20 protein-coding genes are annotated in these 17,788 nt (G+C 71.7%); 7 read left to right on the top strand and 13 right to left on the bottom strand.

Features of this window, described 5'->3' with window-relative positions; genetic code table 11:
* Positions 1 to 145 precede the first annotated feature (145 nt).
* The 3 genes from AC5YDV_RS11875 to AC5YDV_RS11865 all read right to left on the bottom strand — a co-directional run bounded on the left by AC5YDV_RS11875 (position 146) and on the right by AC5YDV_RS11865 (position 3,705).
* On the bottom strand, positions 146 to 1,825 hold the full coding sequence (locus tag AC5YDV_RS11875; protein ID WP_496183540.1) for a glutamine--tRNA ligase/YqeY domain fusion protein: 1,680 nt from the start codon (positions 1,823 to 1,825) through the stop codon (positions 146 to 148).
* A 221-nt stretch (positions 1,826 to 2,046) separates the two neighbouring features.
* The gene (locus AC5YDV_RS11870) at positions 2,047 to 2,772 is read right to left on the bottom strand and encodes a cytochrome b5 domain-containing protein (RefSeq protein WP_496183539.1); all 726 of its coding nucleotides are present in this window, start codon (positions 2,770 to 2,772) and stop codon (positions 2,047 to 2,049) included.
* Between the two features lie 21 nt (positions 2,773 to 2,793).
* Positions 2,794 to 3,705 (bottom strand): DUF4097 family beta strand repeat-containing protein, encoded by a 912-nt coding sequence (locus AC5YDV_RS11865; RefSeq protein WP_496183538.1) that lies wholly within the window; start codon positions 3,703 to 3,705, stop codon positions 2,794 to 2,796.
* A 119-nt stretch (positions 3,706 to 3,824) separates the two neighbouring features.
* On the opposite strand from AC5YDV_RS11865, the gene AC5YDV_RS11860 reads away from it, so the two are divergent.
* Entirely contained in the window at positions 3,825 to 4,199 is a 375-nt protein-coding gene (locus tag AC5YDV_RS11860) for a CidA/LrgA family protein (protein WP_496183537.1), read from the top strand.
* Positions 4,196 to 4,900, top strand: a complete 705-nt coding sequence (locus AC5YDV_RS11855) for an LrgB family protein (protein WP_496183536.1) — start codon at positions 4,196 to 4,198, stop codon at positions 4,898 to 4,900. The genes AC5YDV_RS11860 and AC5YDV_RS11855 overlap by 4 nt, the downstream gene beginning before the upstream one ends.
* Before the next feature lie 57 nt (positions 4,901 to 4,957).
* Here AC5YDV_RS11855 and AC5YDV_RS11850 read toward each other — a convergent pair whose 3' ends face one another.
* Together AC5YDV_RS11850 and AC5YDV_RS11845 are read right to left on the bottom strand one after the other, a co-directional pair.
* Positions 4,958 to 5,806 (bottom strand): SDR family oxidoreductase, encoded by an 849-nt coding sequence (locus AC5YDV_RS11850; RefSeq protein WP_496183535.1) that lies wholly within the window; start codon positions 5,804 to 5,806, stop codon positions 4,958 to 4,960.
* A 112-nt stretch (positions 5,807 to 5,918) separates the two neighbouring features.
* Positions 5,919 to 6,299 carry an ankyrin repeat domain-containing protein gene (locus tag AC5YDV_RS11845; protein ID WP_496183534.1) on the bottom strand — a complete coding sequence of 127 codons (381 nt, stop codon included), beginning with the start codon at positions 6,297 to 6,299 and terminating at the stop codon, positions 5,919 to 5,921.
* A 30-nt stretch (positions 6,300 to 6,329) separates the two neighbouring features.
* Here AC5YDV_RS11845 and AC5YDV_RS11840 point away from each other — a divergent pair, with 30 nt between their 5' ends.
* On the top strand, positions 6,330 to 7,352 hold the full coding sequence (locus AC5YDV_RS11840; RefSeq protein ID WP_496183533.1) for a Gfo/Idh/MocA family protein: 1,023 nt from the start codon (positions 6,330 to 6,332) through the stop codon (positions 7,350 to 7,352).
* Here the strand turns inward: AC5YDV_RS11840 and AC5YDV_RS11835 are convergent, their stop codons facing one another.
* Entirely contained in the window at positions 7,353 to 8,378 is a 1,026-nt protein-coding gene (locus AC5YDV_RS11835; RefSeq protein ID WP_496183532.1) for a ketopantoate reductase family protein, read from the bottom strand.
* A 142-nt stretch (positions 8,379 to 8,520) separates the two neighbouring features.
* Between AC5YDV_RS11835 and AC5YDV_RS11830 the strand changes: the two genes are divergently transcribed.
* Positions 8,521 to 9,279: a DUF3152 domain-containing protein gene (locus AC5YDV_RS11830; RefSeq protein ID WP_496183531.1), complete on the top strand. Its 759-nt coding sequence runs from the start codon at positions 8,521 to 8,523 to the stop codon at positions 9,277 to 9,279.
* A gap of 218 nt (positions 9,280 to 9,497) precedes the next feature.
* Complete coding sequence (yaaA, locus tag AC5YDV_RS11825) at positions 9,498 to 10,310, top strand: peroxide stress protein YaaA (RefSeq protein WP_496183530.1); 813 nt, start codon at positions 9,498 to 9,500, stop codon at positions 10,308 to 10,310.
* On the opposite strand, the gene AC5YDV_RS11820 is transcribed toward yaaA, so the two are convergent.
* Entirely contained in the window at positions 10,217 to 10,867 is a 651-nt protein-coding gene (locus AC5YDV_RS11820) for a histidine phosphatase family protein (protein WP_496183529.1), read from the bottom strand. The two genes, yaaA and AC5YDV_RS11820, sit on opposite strands and share 94 nt — an antisense overlap.
* 47 nt (positions 10,868 to 10,914) lie before the next feature.
* On the opposite strand from AC5YDV_RS11820, the gene AC5YDV_RS11815 reads away from it, so the two are divergent.
* Positions 10,915 to 11,451, top strand: coding sequence for a bifunctional adenosylcobinamide kinase/adenosylcobinamide-phosphate guanylyltransferase (locus AC5YDV_RS11815; protein ID WP_496183528.1), 537 nt, complete (start codon positions 10,915 to 10,917; stop codon positions 11,449 to 11,451).
* 137 nt (positions 11,452 to 11,588) lie between these two features.
* Here AC5YDV_RS11815 and AC5YDV_RS11810 read toward each other — a convergent pair whose 3' ends face one another.
* The 3 genes from AC5YDV_RS11810 to cobT all read right to left on the bottom strand — a co-directional run bounded on the left by AC5YDV_RS11810 (position 11,589) and on the right by cobT (position 14,011).
* Positions 11,589 to 11,942: an iron chaperone gene (locus tag AC5YDV_RS11810; protein ID WP_496183527.1), complete on the bottom strand. Its 354-nt coding sequence runs from the start codon at positions 11,940 to 11,942 to the stop codon at positions 11,589 to 11,591.
* A 264-nt stretch (positions 11,943 to 12,206) separates the two neighbouring features.
* A complete protein-coding gene (locus tag AC5YDV_RS11805) occupies positions 12,207 to 12,995 on the bottom strand; it encodes an adenosylcobinamide-GDP ribazoletransferase (protein WP_496183526.1) in 789 nt (262 codons plus the stop codon).
* Entirely contained in the window at positions 12,995 to 14,011 is a 1,017-nt protein-coding gene (gene cobT / locus AC5YDV_RS11800) for a nicotinate-nucleotide--dimethylbenzimidazole phosphoribosyltransferase (protein ID WP_496183525.1), read from the bottom strand. The genes AC5YDV_RS11805 and cobT overlap by 1 nt, the downstream gene beginning before the upstream one ends.
* Before the next feature lie 44 nt (positions 14,012 to 14,055).
* Here cobT and AC5YDV_RS11795 point away from each other — a divergent pair, with 44 nt between their 5' ends.
* A complete protein-coding gene (locus AC5YDV_RS11795; protein ID WP_496183524.1) occupies positions 14,056 to 14,685 on the top strand; it encodes an IMPACT family protein in 630 nt (209 codons plus the stop codon).
* Between the two features lie 33 nt (positions 14,686 to 14,718).
* Here the strand turns inward: AC5YDV_RS11795 and AC5YDV_RS11790 are convergent, their stop codons facing one another.
* The 3 genes from AC5YDV_RS11790 to AC5YDV_RS11780 all read right to left on the bottom strand — a co-directional run bounded on the left by AC5YDV_RS11790 (position 14,719) and on the right by AC5YDV_RS11780 (position 17,643).
* Positions 14,719 to 15,096: a VOC family protein gene (locus AC5YDV_RS11790; RefSeq protein WP_496183523.1), complete on the bottom strand. Its 378-nt coding sequence runs from the start codon at positions 15,094 to 15,096 to the stop codon at positions 14,719 to 14,721.
* 115 nt (positions 15,097 to 15,211) lie between these two features.
* Positions 15,212 to 16,723 (bottom strand): MDR family MFS transporter, encoded by a 1,512-nt coding sequence (locus tag AC5YDV_RS11785; RefSeq protein ID WP_496183522.1) that lies wholly within the window; start codon positions 16,721 to 16,723, stop codon positions 15,212 to 15,214.
* 128 nt (positions 16,724 to 16,851) lie between these two features.
* The gene (locus tag AC5YDV_RS11780) at positions 16,852 to 17,643 is read right to left on the bottom strand and encodes a VOC family protein (RefSeq protein ID WP_496183521.1); all 792 of its coding nucleotides are present in this window, start codon (positions 17,641 to 17,643) and stop codon (positions 16,852 to 16,854) included.
* Positions 17,644 to 17,788: the final 145 nt, after the last annotated feature.

Below are 17,788 nucleotides of genomic sequence, written 5' to 3'. Positions count from 1 at the left end.
AAGCACCACGGTACGGCTTCGCGGCGCCTCTTCGCGACCCCTTTTTTCCGTCAAGAAGAGTACTGCCCGCTCGGTGTGGCATTTCCGGGTGGAAGACCCCCAAGAATCCTTGGGGATCTTCCACCCGGAAATGCAGCACGCAGGATCAGCCGCGCTTCTGGATCGAGGCCCACTCGTCGCGCAGGCCCACCGTCCGGTGGAAGAGCAGCGGCGTCCGGGGATCGGCGGCGAAGTAGCCCAGGCGCTCGAACTGAACGACCTCGCCCGGCTTCGCCTCGGCCAGGGCGGCCTCGACCTTGGCGTCCAGCAGCTCGCGACTGTTCGGGTTGACGTCGTCCAGTGCCTCGCCGGTCGCGGCACCGGGCACCTCGGCGGTGAACAGGCGCTCGTAGAGGGCGACCCGGGCGTCCCCCGCATGGCGGGCGGAGACCCAGTGCATCGTCGACTTCACCTTGCGGCCGTCCGGGGCGTTGCCACCGCGGGATTCCAGGTCGGCTACGGCGTTGACCTGCACGACCTCGCCCGCGGCGTCCTTCACCACGTCGGTCGCGGTGACGAGGTAGGCGCCGCGCAGCCGGACCTCGCGCCCCGGCGAGAGGCGGAAGAACTTCGGCGGCGGGACCTCGGCGAAGTCGTCCGACTCGATCCACAGCTCACCGCTGAACGCGACCGAGCGGACGCCGTCCTCCGGGTTCTCCGGGTTGTTGACGACCTCGAAGTGCTCGACGACCGGCTCGCCCGCGGCGTCCGTCGGCCAGTTCGTGATGACGAGCTTCAGCGGACGCAGCACCGCCATGCGGCGCTGGGCCGTGGTGTTCAGGTCACGGCGGACGAACGACTCGAGCTCCTCGATCGCCTTGCGCGTGTTCGTGCGGGTGATGCCGACCGCCTCGCAGAACGCCCGGATCGCCGACGCCGGGTACCCCCGCCGGCGCAGGCCGGACAGGGTCGGCATGCGGGGGTCGTCCCAGCCGTCGACGATGCCCTCCTCGACGAGCGTCCGCAGGCGGCGCTTCGAGGTGACGGTGTGGGTCAACTCCAGGCGCGCGAATTCCTGCTGCTTCGGGGCGGCCTGCTCCAGGGGCAGGTTCGCGAGGAACCAGTCGTACAGGGGGCGGTGCGACTCGAACTCCAAAGAGCACAGCGAGTGGGTGACACCCTCGATCGCGTCGCTCTGCCCGTGCGCCCAGTCGTAGGTGGGGTAGAGGACCCAGTCCTTGCCCGTGTTGTGGTGCTCCACGTGGCGGATCCGGTACATCACCGGGTCGCGCAGCCACATCTCGTCGCTGGCCATGTCGATCTTCGCCCGGAGTACCCGCTCGCCGTCGGCGAACTCACCCGCGCGCATGCGGCGCAGCAGGTCGAGGTTCTCCTCCGGCGTGCGATCGCGGAACGGCGAGTTGGTGCCCGGCTTGCCGAAGCCGCCCTTCTGCGCGGAGATCGTCTCCGCGTCCTGGTCGTCGACGTACGCCTTGCCCTCACTGACGAGGTACTCGGCCCAGGCGTAGAGCTGTTCGAAGTAGTCCGAGGCGTGCACGGTGATGCCGGGCGTGTAGCCCAGCCACGCGATGTCGGCCTTGATCTCCTCGACGTACTCGGTGTCCTCGGCCTCGGGGTTCGTGTCGTCCAGGCGCAGGTTGCAGACGCCGTCGAAGTCCTCGGCGATGCCGAAGTCGGTGACGATGGCCTTCGCGTGCCCGATGTGCAGGTAGCCGTTGGGTTCCGGGGGGAACCGCGTCTGGACCCGCCCGCCATAGGTGCCAGCCTCGTTGTCGCGACGGATCTGGTCGCGGATGAAGTCGGATCCCACGGGCGCTTCGGTCATGGGGGAGAGCCTATCCACCCTGCGCGACGGTTCGCTCCAGGGTGCCCGCCGTCCCATGACCGGCGGATTCTCCGGCACGGCGTGCTCGCGCGGCGACGGGACACTCAGGATCTGTGATGGTTCGGCAGGATCCGTGATGGTCCGCGCCCACTCGATGGCACCCCGGGCGGCGAGTATCGCTCAGCCCCGTGTCGGTGCCGTTGTCGAGTGGACGATCACCCTCACCCGCCGAGTTCGCCGACCTTCAGCCCGGCCAGCTGCGCGTTCGGGCGAGCCGCATCGCGGTGCTGCGCGCGGAACTGCTCGGTGGCGTCGGTGCCGCACAGGGCCAGGATGCGCGAACGCCCACCCGGGTGCGCGTCCGCCCAGCGGGTCAGGTCGTAGACGCCACCGTCGACGATCGCCCAGCAGTCCGCGGGGTAGTTGTGGGTGGTGACGTCCGCGACCGAGTACGAGACCGTGGCCGGCGCAGACGCCGCCCCGGCCCCGAGCGGCGCCTGCAGCCGAGCGGACCAGGTCGCCTGGGCACCCGCGTGGCCGGTGAGGGCGGTCAGCACGGCGAGCGCCAACCCGGCCGAGGCCAGCAGCCCGCCGGCGAGCATCGCACCGAAACCGCCCGTGCCGACGGGCGCCTTCGCCCGACCCCGCTCCAGGTACCACCACAACCAGCCCAGCGCGGTGGTGCCGAGAGCCGTGAGCACGGTCGCGTTGCCCAGCGCCTCGTGCCGTTCGGGCAGGGTGACCGCCTCGGCCAGTGCCTCGCCGGTGATCTTCGCGGCCACCGCCCCGAGGGTGCCGAGCGTGAGCGTGCCGAGGGCGAGCATCGCCCAGCGCGTCCGGAAGGCCGGGGAGACGACGGAGGCCACCACCGCCAGGGCGCCAAGAGGCAGGGCCACCACGACGAGGTGCACGACGAGGGGGTGCAGTGGCAGGCCCAGGATGTCCATGGGCGAAAGCCTAGGTGAGCCTCAATCGTCGATGTCGATGGATCCCGTCGCGGTCTCGGCGACGATTCGGTGGGGGGAGGTGGAGTCGTGGTCCACGCCCACGTCGGTGCCGCCCGTCCCGGTCTTCGTCTCGACGTCGTACCGGCCCGACGGCACCCGGATGTCCACCGACCCGGTCCCGGTGCGGGCGTTCACCTCGCGCGGCTGGGTGTCGCCCTCGAGCCGGATGTCGACGGACCCGGTCTGGGCCTCCGCTCGCACCTCGGCCACGGTGCCCCGGACGTCGATGCTGCCGGTTCCCGTGGTCGCGACCACCTTGTCGAACTCGCCGTTCGCGTCGATGGAACCGACCCCGTTCCGGACGTCGACCGTCCCGTACCGACCCTCCAGGTCCACGGAGGCGGTCCCCGCCCGGACGGTGACGTCGGGAGTGCCCGCCGCCATGGAGCGCGGGAGCACGACGGTGAGGCCTTCCCGGGAGAACCACCGCCACATCGAGGACTGGGCCCGGTGGTCGACCACGAGCCGGCCGTCCTCGACCCGGTACGCCATCTGGCCCGTCGGCAGGTCCTCCTCGACGAGGCGGGCGTTGGGGACGTCGTCGTAGCGCACCCGGACGGCCACGTCCCGGCTGTCCAGCTCCAGCGACGTGAACGGTTCCGCCACCTCCGTCGTCCGCTCCCCTGTGGAGCCGAGGCCCCAGAGCGTCCGGACGCCGCCCAACGCCCCGAACCCGAGGGGTGCGCTGCTCACGGCCACGGCTCCGGCGGCCGCCCAGGCCAGCCCGGTGATCACCTTGGTGCTGGCGGGCTTGCGGCGCTCGACGGAGCTGTGCGCATAGGGATCGCGGTGAGCTTCGCGCCAAGTACCCTCCCACGGCTCCCGGGAGCCGTTCGGGTCGGGGAACCCCGCGGGACGGTTCGGGTCGGTCATGCTGTCGGTCCTCCTGGATGGGTTCCCCCCGAGCCCATCACACTCGGCGCCGCGCGGCCAGCGTCCGCGAGGGGACTGGGGGAGCGTTCAGGGTGGGCTCGGGTGCCACATTGACGTCCATGCTCGGTGGACTCGCGATCATCCTCGCCTGCCAGCTGGTCGGCGAGGTGTTGGTACGGCTGACGGGGGTGCCCATCCCGGGCCCCGTCGTCGGCATGGTGCTCTTCCTGGGTTGGCTGGCGTGGCGACGTCCGAAGGAGGACAGCTCGACCGTGCGGGCGGCCGACCGCTTGGTCCACTACCTCCCCATCATGTTCCTGCCGAGCACCGTGGGCTTCATCGTCGTGGCACCGCAGATCGCCTCTCAGTGGGTGCCCGCCCTGGTCGGCTCCGTGGTGTCGTGGGTGGCCACGTTCCTGCTCGTCGCCTGGCTGGCGACGCTGCTACGCCCCCGCCGCCGCGTCGACCGGGCCCCCGAGGGGGGCGCGGCATGAGGTTCGCCGAGACCTGGGCCTGGCTGTCGACCTCCCCGTTGTTCGCTCTCACGCTCACCGTCGGGATCTACTGGGCGGCCGACAAGCTGTGGGAGCGGTCCGGTCGCAACCCGCTGCTGACCCCGCTGCTGGTGTCCGCCGCCGTGATCGGTGGCCTGTTGGTCGTGCTGCGGATCGACTACTCCGCTTACGCGAGCGGGGCCGGGATCCTGACCTTCCTGCTCGGGCCCGCCACCGTGGCGCTGGCGCTGCCCCTGTACCGGCAGGGTTCCCATGTGCGCGAGGCCGCCGGGATGGTCATCGGCGCCGTCGTCTTCGGCGCCGTGTTCTCCATCCTCTCGGGGTACTGGCTGACGATCCTGCTGGGCGGCTCCGAGCAGCTGGCGATCTCGATGGCGCCGAAGTCGTCCACCACTCCGATCGCCATGGCCCTGTCCGAGTCGCTGGGTGGCTGGCCGGCCATCACCGTCCTGTTCGTGATGGTGGCGGGCCTCGGCGGTGCCGTGTTCGGGCCGTGGCTGCTGACGGTGGCGCGGGTGAGCGACCCGCGCGCGCGAGGGCTCGCCATGGGGGTGGCCTCGCACGGCATCGGGACGTCCCGCGCGTTCCAGGAGGGCCAGACCCAGGGCGCCTTCTCGGGCCTGGCCACGGGCCTGACGGGCCTGACCATCTCGCTGGTCATCCCCTTCCTGGTGCCCTGAGCGCGCCGACCCCGCGGGCGGGCGCCCGGTTCGGACGCCCACCCGCGAGGCCACGCGTCACGGTTCGGGCACGTGGATCGCCGCGAACGCCCGGCCCATGTACTCCTGCACGGCCGGGTCGGCCCAGGTCCAGACGTCCTCGCCGCGCAGGACCACGTCCGACCCGCCGTCGCAGTAGATGGTCTGGCCGGCGCAATGGGTGTTCTCCACCGACGTGAGCCAGATCAGCAGGTGGGCGATCGACTCGGGCGACTGGTGGTAGTTGAGCGGCATCGGGACGACGGCGTCCACGCCCTTGGTGCTCTCCGGGGTGGCCAGCAGGTCGGCCGTCATCGGCGTGAGGACGATGCCGGGCCCCACCGCGTTCAGGGGGATCCCCGCGCCGGCCCAGTCCGGCGTGATCGAGACGCGACGGACCCACCGGGAGATCGCCCGCTTGGTGGACCCGTAGATCAGGTTGCTGGTCTGCGGGTCGGCCTCGAGCTCCTCCGCGATCGCGACGGCGGCGTCCTCGTCGTCGGCCAGGAGGGCGTCGACGAGCCCGGGGTGGTTCGGCTGCAGCGACGCCATCGAGGAGATGAGCGCCGCGCGCGGGGCGTCCGAACGGGCCAGGGTGGGTCGGATTCCGGTCAGGAACTCCGTCATCCCGAAGTAGTTCACCCGGGCGGTGATCGCCCTCCCGAGCGCCAGGCCTGCGCAGGTGATGACGGCGTCGACGACCCCGTCCGCGGCGGCGACCGAGTCCCGGACACCTGCCTCACGGCCCTCACGGGTCGACAGGTCAGCGACGACGTCGGCCCCCCTCAGGTCGACGCCGATGACACGGTGGCCCCGCTCCCGCAGGATCTCCGTCGTCTTCTTCCCGATGCCGGAGCCAGCCCCGGTCACCACGTACGTCCTGGACACCTCCCCTCCTCAGGACGGTGGCGCCACTCGGCCACCACCTCCTCCTCCATGATGCCGCCGGCGCGCCCGCGCCGCAGGCCATCGGAGGGAGTCGAGGGGGGCTCCTTGACGCTCAGCCGAACAGGTCGGGGCGTCCGAACATCTGCGCGGTCGCCCGAGCCGAGGGGACGCCGGCGTCCGGGTCGGCGCCGGCCTCGAGCAGGGCCGTGAGGACGGCGTCCGCCTGCTTGAAGACCGCGCCCGACAACGGGGACTGGCCGCGGTGGTTGAGGGCGTTGACGTCCGCGCCGCGGGCGACCAGGGCCCGGACGGTGTCGGCGTGCTCGTGGTAGGCGGCGAGCATCAGGAGGGTGTTGCCCGCGGCGTCGGTCAGGTCGACCGGGGCCCCGGCGTCCACGTAGGCGGCGAGGCGTGCGGTCTCGCCCTGCCGGGCCAGGTCGAACAGCCAGTTCGCGAGCGCGTGCGGGTCGGATCCGTCGGGAACCTCGCTCATGGCGACACCCTAGCCGTGGTTGGATGGGCCATGGTCACTCTTCCCTCGCCCCGCACGCCCGATCCCGCCGAGGCGCCGCCCCTGCGCTGGGGGATCCTCGCCCCCGGCTGGATCGCATCCTCGTTCGTGGACGCGCTGGCTCGCCACACGCGCCAACGCGTGGTGGCGGTCGGCTCACGTTCGCAGGAGCGGGCCCGGGCCTTCGCCGATCAGTGGGGCATCGAGCGTGTGCACGACTCGTACGAGGCGCTGGTGTCCGACCCGGACGTCGACGCCGTCTACGTCGCGTCGCCCCACTCGCACCACCGCGAGCAGGCCCTGCTCGCCATCGCCGCCGGCAAGCACGTGCTGGTCGAGAAGGCGTTCACGCGGACGGCCGCCGAGGCGCGCGATGTGGTGGACGCCGCCCGTGCGGCCGGCGTCGCCTGCCTGGAGGCCATGTGGACCCGGTTCCTGCCCCGCACGGACATCGTCCGGCAGGTGCTGGCGGACGGCGTCCTGGGCGAGGTCGAGACCTTCACGGTCGACCATGGGCAGTGGTTCGCGTTCGACCCCGCCTCGCGGCTGTTCGCGCCCGAGCTCGCGGGCGGAGCGTTGCTCGACCTGGGCGTCTACCCCGTCTCGTACGCCTCCTTCGTTCTGGGGACGCCGTCGCGGGTCACCGCGCGGGGCACCCTGGCCCCGACGGGCGTCGACCGCCAGGTGGCGGCGGTGTTCGAGTACGCCTCGGGCGCGATCGGGCTGGTCGACACCACGCTGGCGGCGAGGACGCCGACGACGGCGTCCATCAGTGGGAGCGAGGCACGGCTGGAACTCGACGCCGACTTCTACATGCCGGGCACGGTTCGGCTCGTGACCCGGGACGGCACGGTGGTGGAGTCGGATCGTCCCGCGATCGAGGGCCACCACGGACTCTGCTTCGAGGCGGCCCACCTGGCCCAACTCGTCGCGGACGGCGCCACTGAGTCGCCGCTGCTCCCGCTGGACGAGACCGTCTCGATCCTGGAGACGATGGACGAGATGCGGGCCCAGCTTCAAGCGAGCGTCGGCTGACTAGGGCATCCGTGCCAGCAGAGCCTCGGGGTGGTGGCGGAAGGCCTCCATGTCCTCGGTGCCGTCGGTCAGGCCCTGCAGCACAGAGGTGAGCACCGCGTTCACCGGGGTCGGGACCCCGACCGACGCGCCGTGCCGGACGACCGCCCCGTGCAGGTACCCGACCTCGGAACGCCCCCGCCCGCTGTGGAGGTCGATGTGCAGGGAGGGCATCTTGTGTCCGCGCGAGCCGCCGAGCGCGCGGGTGAAGATCGGCCCGGTGAGCCAGCGGGGGAGCTTCTCGACGGCCCAGGCGAGGGCGCGGACCGGGGTGCCGGGGAGGTCGACGGGCTCGAATCCGAGCGCCCGCATGACGGCGACGCACTCGCGCATCGACGCGGTCTCCAGGGTGAGGAGGCGACCGTCGGAGAAGACGTCACCCACCGACAGGTCGAGGATCGCCGACGTGGCGCTGCCCTGCAGGTTCGTGAGCAGCTTCGACCACTTCATCGGACCGGCCGAGGGGAAGATCCGGGCGCCGAGCCGGGCCTCGTTGAGCGCGTCGACGAGCGGCCCGGAGAGCGGGTGGCCCACGGCGATGCCGACGCCGCGGTGCTTCTCCTCAACCACGTGGCCGATTCCCGGCTTGCCGATCGCCGTCGTGACCGTGCCGGCGATGACCTGGTCCTCGCCCAGCCGCGCGGCGATCGCGGGCTCGTTGTCGACCCCGTTCTGCAGGGACAGAATCGGGGGCACGGGGCGTCCGGTGGCGATGAGTTGCTCCACGGCCTCGACCGTGTCGAAGGACTTCAGGGCGAACACGGTCACGTCCCAGGGGCCGGCGTCCAGGGCCGTGCCGGCATCGGTGAAGAGCGTCACGTCGCGCACCTCGCGACGCCCGGAGGTCGTCTCCACCACCAAGCCGTCGCGGGCGATCTGCTCGGCCGGCGTGGGCTGTTCGAGGAAGGCCACCTGGTGTCCGGCACTGGCGAGCGACCCGCCGACGTACGTGCCGATCGCACCGGCGCCCAGGAAGAGGAACTTCACGCCCAACAACCTAGCCTGCGACCCCTCCTCCCCGGGCCGGGTTGGCGGGACGTGCGCCTGGGGCTCGGTGGAGCCCTCCGCGGGTGGGCGGGGTGGGTGCGCCCTTCGCGGAATCCTCGAAGCGGTCGCCTAGGGTGGTGGCGTGACCCAGACGGAGGACCCCGAGACACGGACGGGCGATGCGTCGTCGCGCTCGTCGCGCTCGTCGCGGCTCTGGTGGCTCACGTTCGTCGTGATCCTGACGGTGCTCGGCGTGCTCTGGGGCTGGATGAGCCAGCGCCCACCCGAGGCGTACGCCCCGGTGCAGGTCCCGGCCCCCTCGCCGACGCCGACCATCCCCGAGATCGCGCGGCAGCAGGTGTGGACGTCCGACACCAAGGCGTCCGGGGTGTACCTGTCCAACACCGTCACGGCCGAGCCGGCCGTCGCGGCGCCCGAGGTCGTCCCGTACCGCGTCCAGGTCGAGGACACGACCGAGTTGGACGCCGACGAGGTCGCCCGCACGATCCAGGCCACCTTCGACGACCTGCGGGGCTGGGTCGGCTACGGCAAGCGAACGTTCCGGCTGGTGGCTGACGCCGAGGCGGCCAAGCTCACCATCTACGTGACCTCGCCGGACACCACCAACGAGCTGTGCAAGCCCGCCGACGTGGAGTCGAAGTGGAACTGCCGCGTGGGGGACCGGGTCGTCCTCAACTCGGACCGCTGGAAGTACATGACCCCGACCTACGACGACCTCGCGGAGTACCGCTCCTACCTCGTCAACCACGAGGTGGGGCACTTCCTCGGCCAGGGCCACGTCGGCTGCCCGAAGGTCGGCGACCCGGCGCCGGTCATGATGCAGCAGAGCCTGGACCTCGGCGGGTGCACGCCGAACGCCTGGCCGCGTGAGGCGGACTGAGGCCTCTTTTTCCACCCGTTTCCCACCCGTGTGCTCGGGTGGCGGACGACGTAGCGCCATCTGGACCACAGGGCGGGTGACCTGTGTTTCGCTGAATCGCATTGACAAGGGGGAACGCGAACGCGCTCATGCCGCCGCAGCACCACATGTGGTCCAGATGGCGCTACCTCCGGTCGAACAACCCCGGAAGGCGCCCTCACACCGGCTAGCCTCGGGGGGTGATCACGCTGCTGTCCCCGGCGAAGTCGCTGGACTACGAGACGAAGCCCGCCACCCGCAAGCACACCGAGCCCCGGCTGCTCGATGAGTCCGAGGCGCTCATCGAGGTGCTGCGCACCAAGTCGATCTCCGACATCGCCGCGCTCATGCACATCTCCGACGAGCTCGCCGCGCTCAACGCCCAGAGGTACGCCGAGTTCTCGCTGCCCTTCACCCCGAAGAATGCCAAGCAGGCCGTCCTGGCCTTCGACGGCGACGTGTACCGGGGCATGGCGGCGTCCGAGCGCTTCGACGAGCGTGACTTCACCGAGGCGCAGAAGACCGTCCGGATCCTGTCGGGGCTGTACGGCGTGCTGCGTCCGCTGGATCTGGTCCAGCCCTACCGGCTGGAGATGGGCACCCGGCTGCGGACGTCCCGAGGGGCCTCGCTCTACGACTGGTGGGGCGACCGCATCACACAGGTGCTCAAGAACGATTTGGCCGAGTCGCCCGGGGCGGGCGTGGTGGTGAACCTCGCCTCGGACGAGTACTTCAAGTCGGTGCGCCCGGACGTCCTGGGCGCCCGCATCATCTCGCCCCGCTTCGAGGACACCGACGCTCGGGGCTCCCGCAAGGTCGTGTCGTTCTTCGCGAAGCGGGCCCGCGGTGCGATGGCGGGTTGGCTGGTGCGCCACCGCGTCCGGACGGTCGGGGCGCTGTCGGGCTTCGACGAGGCCGGTTACCGCTTCGACCCGGCGACCTCGACGCCGGACGTCCCGGTGTTCGTGCGCTCGTTCGAGGACCGACCCGCCCCGGCCGCCTCGCCCGCCTGAGCAGGCGGGACGGGGACGGGACCGTTGACGACGCCCCCATTGGGTAGGTCGAACCACTCGATGTCGCGGGCGCCGCGACCCCGGAGCAGGGACATGGCGATCTGGATCACGTGGCTGTGGGTCACCAGCACCACGGGCCCCGGGTGGGCCGCCTCGATGCGGGCGAAGGTCTCGATGAGGCGGGCGTGGACATCCGCCACGGACTCGCCGTTGCCCCAGCGCACCTCGTTGATGTGGGCGGCGCCGGTGCTGGACGCCGTCAGCTCGGAGAACAGTTGCCCCTCCATCGACCCGAAGGTCTGCTCACGCAGGCCGGGTTCGCGGAACAGGGGCAGGTCGAGGACCCCGGCGATGATCCGGGCGGTCGCCAGCGTGCGCTGCAGGTCGGAGGTGATGACGGCCGTGAGGTCGCGGCGTCCGGCGAGCAGGACGGCTGCGCCCTCGGCTTGGGTGTGCCCCAAGGGGGTGAGGGGGCTGTCGAGCTGACCCACGACGCGCCCCTGTGCATTGGCCACGCACTGGCCATGGCGGACGAAGGTGAAACGGGGGCTGGCCATCACGGCGACAACCATAGTCCGCGGTCCCATTGGCTAGGGTGAGCTCCGTGGGTCGAGTCCTGGTCACCGGCGGCGTGCGGTCCGGCAAGTCGGGTCACGCGGAAGGCCTGTTGCGCGTCCTGGCGGCGGTGACCTACATCACGCCGGGGTATCCGGCGGACCCGGCCGTGGACGCCGAGTGGGCCGCCCGGGTGGCACGGCACCGGCTGGCCCGTCCGGCTGCGTGGACGACGGTCGAGACGGTGGACGTCGCGGCCGCGATCCGTGCGGAGTCCGGCCCCGTGCTCATCGACTGCGTGGGCACGTGGCTGACGCGACAACTGGACGCCCTGGGCTGGGACACCCCGGGCTCCGAGCTGGCCGCCGCGGTCCGGGACCTCAGCGCCGAGTTGGCGGACGCCGTGGCCCACCATCCCGGACCCATCGTGCTCGTCACCAACGAGGTGGGCTGGGGTGTCGTTCCGGAGCACGCCTCGGGCCGGGTCTTCGCGGACCTGCTGGGCCGTACCAACCAGGCCTTGGGACGCGTGGTGGACGACGTCATCCTCATGGTCGCCGGCCGGCCGCTCCGCGTGGAGCCGTAGGCCGCGCACCCGCCGAGGGCTCCCCTTCCGCCCGCCGAGGGCTCCCCCTCAACCCGCCGAGGGCTCCCCCTCAACCCGCCGAGGGCTCCCCTTCCGCCCGCCGAGGGCTCCCCTTCCGCCCGCCGAGGGCTCCCCGCTCAGCCCAGTTCGGCCAAGCGCGTCCGCACTACCAGGCGCACCAGGTCATCGGGGAGGGGCTGTTCCGGGGTGAAGTGCAGGGCGCTCTTGGTGTGACCGAACCCGGCGATGTCCTGGGCCAGCGTGCCGAGGGTGGAGCCCGAGTGCGGGTACAGCGAGAGGTGCTTCTTCGTCACCATGAGGCTGCCCACGCCCTTGCTGTCCACCTTGAAAGCAGGCATGCCGTACGACATGGTCTCCGTCGCTCCCGGCAACTCCTCGCGCATGATGGCCAGCACGTGGGCGTACAGGTTTCGCTCGGGTCCCTGCGGGAGGCCGTCGAGGTAGGTGTCGAACGGGCTCGGTGTGCTCATGGGACGAGGGTAGGCCCAGCAGCGATGCTGAGGATGGAAGGGGGATCTGGTTGTCCGCTGGGCAGGCCCTCGGCGGGCGGAAGGGGAGCCCTCGGCGGGCGGAAGGGGAGCCCTCGGCGGGCGGAAGCGGAGCCCTCGACGGGTTGAAGGCGACCCCTCGGCGGACGGAAGCGGAGCCCTCGACGGGTTGAAGGCGAGCCCTCGGCGGGCGGAAGGGGAGCCCTCGGCGGGCCGAAGGGGAGCCCTCGGCGGGGACGGGGGTACTCAGCGGATGGCCAGCCCCAGCAGCACGCCGACGGCCATGACTTCCACCATGGCCCCGAGGACGTCCCCGGTGATGCCGCCGAGTTTGCGGATCGCCAGCGCCAGGACTCCACCCGACAACAGGGTGCCCAGGACGAGGCCCCATGCCCAGGCGTTGCGGTCGAGCCCGGTTCCGTACCAGCCCGTGAGGGCGTCGGTGAGCACCATCCCGGCGAGGAACAGCGCGACGGTCAGGGCGGGGCCCAGCCAGACGGGCACGGACCCGGCGACGCCGAGCCCCAACCCCTCCGACCGCGCGGCCGGGACCGCGCGCGAGCACCCGTGGGTGAGGGCGAGGCGTCCGACCGCGAGGCCGAGCCCGGCCAGCACCCAGCCGCCCGGGCGAACCAGCAGGTCGCCGAGCAGCGCGCCCTGGAGCCCGTACACCAGCACGACGGCCAGCACACCCATGGGGCCCACGTCACCGCGTCGCATGATCTCCAGCGCCGCGTCGCGTGGACGTCCGGAGCCCAGGCCGTCCGTCGTGTCGGCCAGCCCGTCCGCATGGATGGCCCTTGTCGCCAGCGCCAGCAGTGCCACCACCACGAGCCCCGCAGCCGTCTCGGGAACGCCAACCCGAACCAGCCCCCAGCCGATCGCCGCGCACGCCAGCGTCACCGGCAGCACGACCAGCCACCCGAGTGCCATGGCGACCCCGGCCACACGCCGGTCGACCCGCCGCGGTGCCGGGCCGGGGATCGCCGTCAGCGTCCCCCAGGCCAGGCGCAGCCCGTCGAGCAGGACCTCCATCAGAGGTCCGACAGCAGCGCCACCTCGCGGAGGGAGGCGATGGCCGCGTTGAGCACCCCCACCGCCAGCACGGCGCCGGAGCCCTCGCCCAACCGCATGCCCAACTCCAAGATGGGGGCGAGCCCCAGGTGGTGCTGGGCCAGTTCGCACCCGGGTTCGGTCGACCGGTGGCCGGCGACCATCCACTGGCGCGCTCCGGGGAACACCTCGTCCGCCACCAGGGCCTCCGCGCTGGCGACCAGGCCGTCCACGACGACCGGCACACCACGCCGGACAGCCCCGCCGATGAAGCCCGTGGCCGCGGCGATGTCGGCCGACCCGAGCGCGGCCAGGCGCTGCCAGGGGTCGACGGCGCGATCGCCGATGCGGTCCAGGGCCCGGTCGATGAGGGCGACCTTGCGGGTCAACCCCGCGTCGTCCAAACCGGTGCCGCGCCCGGCGACGTCCGCGCCGCGCAGGTCCAGGGACGCCGCCACGAGGGCGGCCGCGGGTGTCGTGTTGCCGATGCCCAGGTCACCGGCGATCAGCACCTGGGCCCCCTCGGCGATCGCCTCGGCGGCGATGGTGTCGCCCGCCGTCAGGGCAGCGCTGAGTTCGGCCTGCGTCAGGGCGTCCTTGAGGTGGATGGGACGCGCCGGGCCGATGCGGAACCGGCTCACCTCGTCCGGCACCCCCTGCAGGTCACGGACGCCGAGGTCGTACACCGACACGGTCGCGCCGACCGAGCGGGCCAGCGCGTTGACCCCGGCCCGACCGGCGAGGATGCCGTGCACCATCGCGGGGGTCACCTCGGCCGGGTAGGCCGAGACGCCTTCGTCCGCGATGCCGTGGTCGCCCGCGAAGACGACCACCCGGACGTCCGTCAGCGGGACCGGCGGGCACTCGCCCTGGCAGGCGGCCATCCAGACGGCCAGGTCCTCCAGACGGCCGAGGGCACCCTTGGGCTTGGCCTGGGCGTCGCTCAGGGCGCGGGCCTCGGCACGGATGGACGGGTTGGGGGCTGGGATCGCGTTCATCAGCGTCATCCTCCCATGGGGGCCCGCGTGGAAGGATGACGTCCATGACCCTCTGGCTCCCACGCGGCTTCTCGGCCGAGTCCGAGCTCGAGGTCAAGAGGTCGCGGTTCATCACGCGCCTCGCCCGCGTCGACGACGAGGACGCCGCCCGCGCGGTCATCGCGTCGGTCCGCTCCACCTATCCGGACGCGCGCCACCACTGCACCGCGTTCATCGTCGACGTTCCGGACGCCCAGCCGATCGAGCGGTCCTCCGACGACGGCGAACCTGCCGGCACGGCGGGTATGCCGATGCTCGAGGTGCTGCGGGGCGCGGGCGTCTCGAACGTCGTCGCCGTCGTCACGCGCTACTTCGGCGGGATCCTGCTCGGCACGGGCGGCCTCGTGCGGGCCTATTCCGACGCGGTCTCCGACGCGTTGGCCGGGACGCCGCGGGTGCGGCCGGTCGTCCGTCGGCTCGTCGGGCTCGAGGTGGACGCCGCCGATGCCGGCCGCGTCCACGGCGCCCTGATGAACCGCGGCGTGGACGTCGTGGACGCCGACTGGGGGGCGTCCGTCCTGTTGACCTTGTCGGTCGACGACCCGGACGCCGCGCTGCCGCTGGTGCGCGAGGTCACCCAAGCCGACGTGGACCTGGTCCCACTGGGGGACCAGGTCCACGAAGAGGCCGTCTGACCCGGCCGTCCTCCCGGCCGACGTCGGGAAGGGTCAGGCCTCGCCGCCGTCGACGTCGGCGCGGCCCTCGTAGAGGCCCATCGCGTTGCCGTCGGGGTCGGTGAACGCGGCGAACCAACTGTTCTCGTCGATGGACGTCTTGGGCAGCGTGACGGTTCCGCCGTGTGCCTCGACCTTGGCGAGGACGTCGTCGATCGAGTCGACCTCGACGTAGGAGCGGGGCTGGGTGAAGTCGTCCTCGCGAGGGGCGAGGCCGCCGCCGCTGATCTGGTTCGGGGCCCGCCACATGGGGTAGTCCTCGTAGCCGGGGATCTCCTCGATCCGCCAGCCGAAGAGGTCCTGGTAGAACTCGGCCGCCTTTCGCATGTCCGAGACCGGGATGTCGATGTGGGTGATGTCGCCGTGCGCCATGGTCCTCCTCCTCGGTGGAAGTGTTGATCTCGACGCTAGACGGATCCTGCTGCCACGTACAGGGGAACGGAGGGGATTCGAGCACGGCCCGGTTGGCCGCCCGTGCGCCGCCCTGCTACGCGCCCTCTTCCTCGACCGGACGCCGCAGGAACAGGCCCGCCACGACGGCGGCGGTCCAGACCGCACCGGCGCCGAGGAACGCCCAGTGCGAGCCGGCCAGCATGGCCGGACCGGGGGCGGCACCCGCGGCGGCCGCGGCGTCCGCCTGCATGGCGAACACGGTGACGAACAGGGCGGTCCCGGCCGCGCCGGCGACCTGTTGGACCGTGCCGATCACCGCCGACCCGTGCGAGTACAGCCGCTTCGGCAGCGACCCCAGGGCGACGGTGAACAGCGGCGTGAAGATGAATGCGAACGACGTGCTCATGACCATGTGCGCGAGCATCACCTGCCACCACGGGGTGGCCGGTGACAGCAACGCGAAGAAGACGAACGCGCCCAGCACCACGAGGGACGCCGGCACCACGAGCGGGCGGGGGCCGATCCGGTCGTAGAGGCGTCCGATGAGGGGACCCATCACGCCCATCGCGATGCCGCCGGGCAGCATCATCAGGCCGACCTGGATGGGTTCGAGCCCGTAGGCGCGCTGGAGCAGCAGGGGCAGCATGATGATCGTCCCGAACAGGGCCATCATGCCGATGGCCATCATCATCAGCGCGACCGTGAAGGGGCCGTGCGTGAAGGTGCGGAGGTCGAGGAACGCGCGGTCCGCGGCCTGCAGGACGAACTGGCGCGCCGCGAACCCGACCAGGCCGGCGATGCCGATGCCGATGGCGAGCATGGGCTGCCAGAAGGGGACGGTCGCGTCGCCGATCAGCGACAGTCCGTAGACCAGCGGCCCGAACGCGATGATCGTCAGCGGGATCGACCAGCCGTCGAGCGGCACGCGGCGCGGTTCGTTGGCGTTGCGCAGCTTGAGGCGTCCCAGCACGAGCATCAGGAGCGCGATCGGCAGGACGAAGGCGAAGATGGAACGCCAGGACCCGATCTGCAGGAGCACGCCCGAGAGGGTGGGCCCGACGGCGGGCGCGACCGAGATCACCATCGAGATGGTGCCCATCATCGCTCCTCGGCCCTGCGGCGGGACGAGGAGCATGATCGTCGTCATCAGCAGGGGCATCATCACCGCGGTGCCGGAGGCCTGCACGACGCGTCCGACCAGCAGCAGCGGGAACGACGGGGCGAGGGCCGCGAGCAGGGTGCCGAGGCTGAACAGGCCCATGGCCACGGTGAACACCGTGCGCGTGGTCAGGCGCTCCAGCATCCAGCCGGTGACCGGGATGACGACGGCCATCGTCAACATGAAGGCCGTCGTCAGCCACTGCGCGGCGCGTTCGGTGACGCCGAAGCCGGTCATGATCGAGGACAGGGCCACGTTCATCGTGGTCTCGTTGAGGATCACCACGAAGGCGGCAACCAGCAGGATCGTGATGATCGAGCGGTGGCCGGTCGAGGCGGACGCGGTGGGCGCGGTGGGCGCGGCGGATGCCGTGGGCATGGCGGACGCCGTGGGCGCGTCCTGACCGGACGCCGGGGTGGCGGATTCGGAGGCGGCGGTGGCGGACATGGGGCTCCCGGGTGGTGTGGGGCGGAGGGATCCGGTCGGCACTGACCGCGGTGGAGGACGTTCCATCGTAGGCGCGCCCCCACGCGCACAGCAATGGCCAGGACCGGGCCGAGGTGCTTTCGTGCCGACTACTCCGGCACGGACTCGCTCGGCGAGACGACCTGGAAGTGCGCGCCCGCCGGGTCGGCGACTGTCGCGATGCGGCCGAAGGGGGAGTCGGTCGGACCGTCCAGCACCGAGCCGCCGAGATCCTTGACCTTCGCCACGGCCGCGTCGCAGCCGTCGACGACGAAGTAGACCCGCCAGAACGAACCCATCTCGGCGGGAACGAGTGCGCTCGCGTCACAGATCCCGTAGGACGCCCTGTCCTGGGGGCCGTGGGTGACGTAACGGAAGCTGTCCTCCATCGACTCGGACATCGGGTGGGGGTCGAGACCGAACGCCTCGGAGTAGAAGGCCACCGACGCGTCGAAGTCCTGCGTCATCAACTCGAACCAGGCCGGGGTCCCTGGACGCCCGGAGAACACGAACGACGTGATGTCCCCGGCCTGCCACACCCCGATCCCGGCCCCGGTGGGGTCGATCAGGTTCGCATGGACGCCGGCGTCCCCGGCCGCCTGCGCCGGTGCGAGCACCGTGGCCCCCGCGGCCGTCGCCTTCTCGACCGCGGCCGCGGCGTCGGCGGCGCCGAGGTAGACGCCCCACGCGCTGGGCAACTGCCGGCCATCGGGGTCGGTAAAGCCCGCGGCGTCCATGCCGCCGCCGATCAGGTCTCCCTCGGAGTGGATCATGTTGTAGTGGCCCATGTCGGGCCCGGAGTCCTCGAAGGTCCAGCCGAAGAGGCCCTCGTAGAAGGCCTTGCTGGCCGCGAAGTCGGTCGACCCGAAGTCGATCCAGACGGGATTGCCGTGGGTGGTCATCGCTTCTCCTCATCGTGGCTGTGGCGGGGGGTGGTGCGGTGTGCAGTGGTGCGGTGTGCAGTGGGGCGGCATCTGCCGCGATGAGCACGACGTTACGTCAGCCCACCGCGGCGGCGTTTGTCCGATCCTGCGGTCTCAGCCCGAC

The sequence above is a fragment of the Propioniciclava sp. LT432 genome (assembly GCF_059515965.1).
This window is presented reverse-complemented; position numbering and strand designations above follow the sequence as displayed.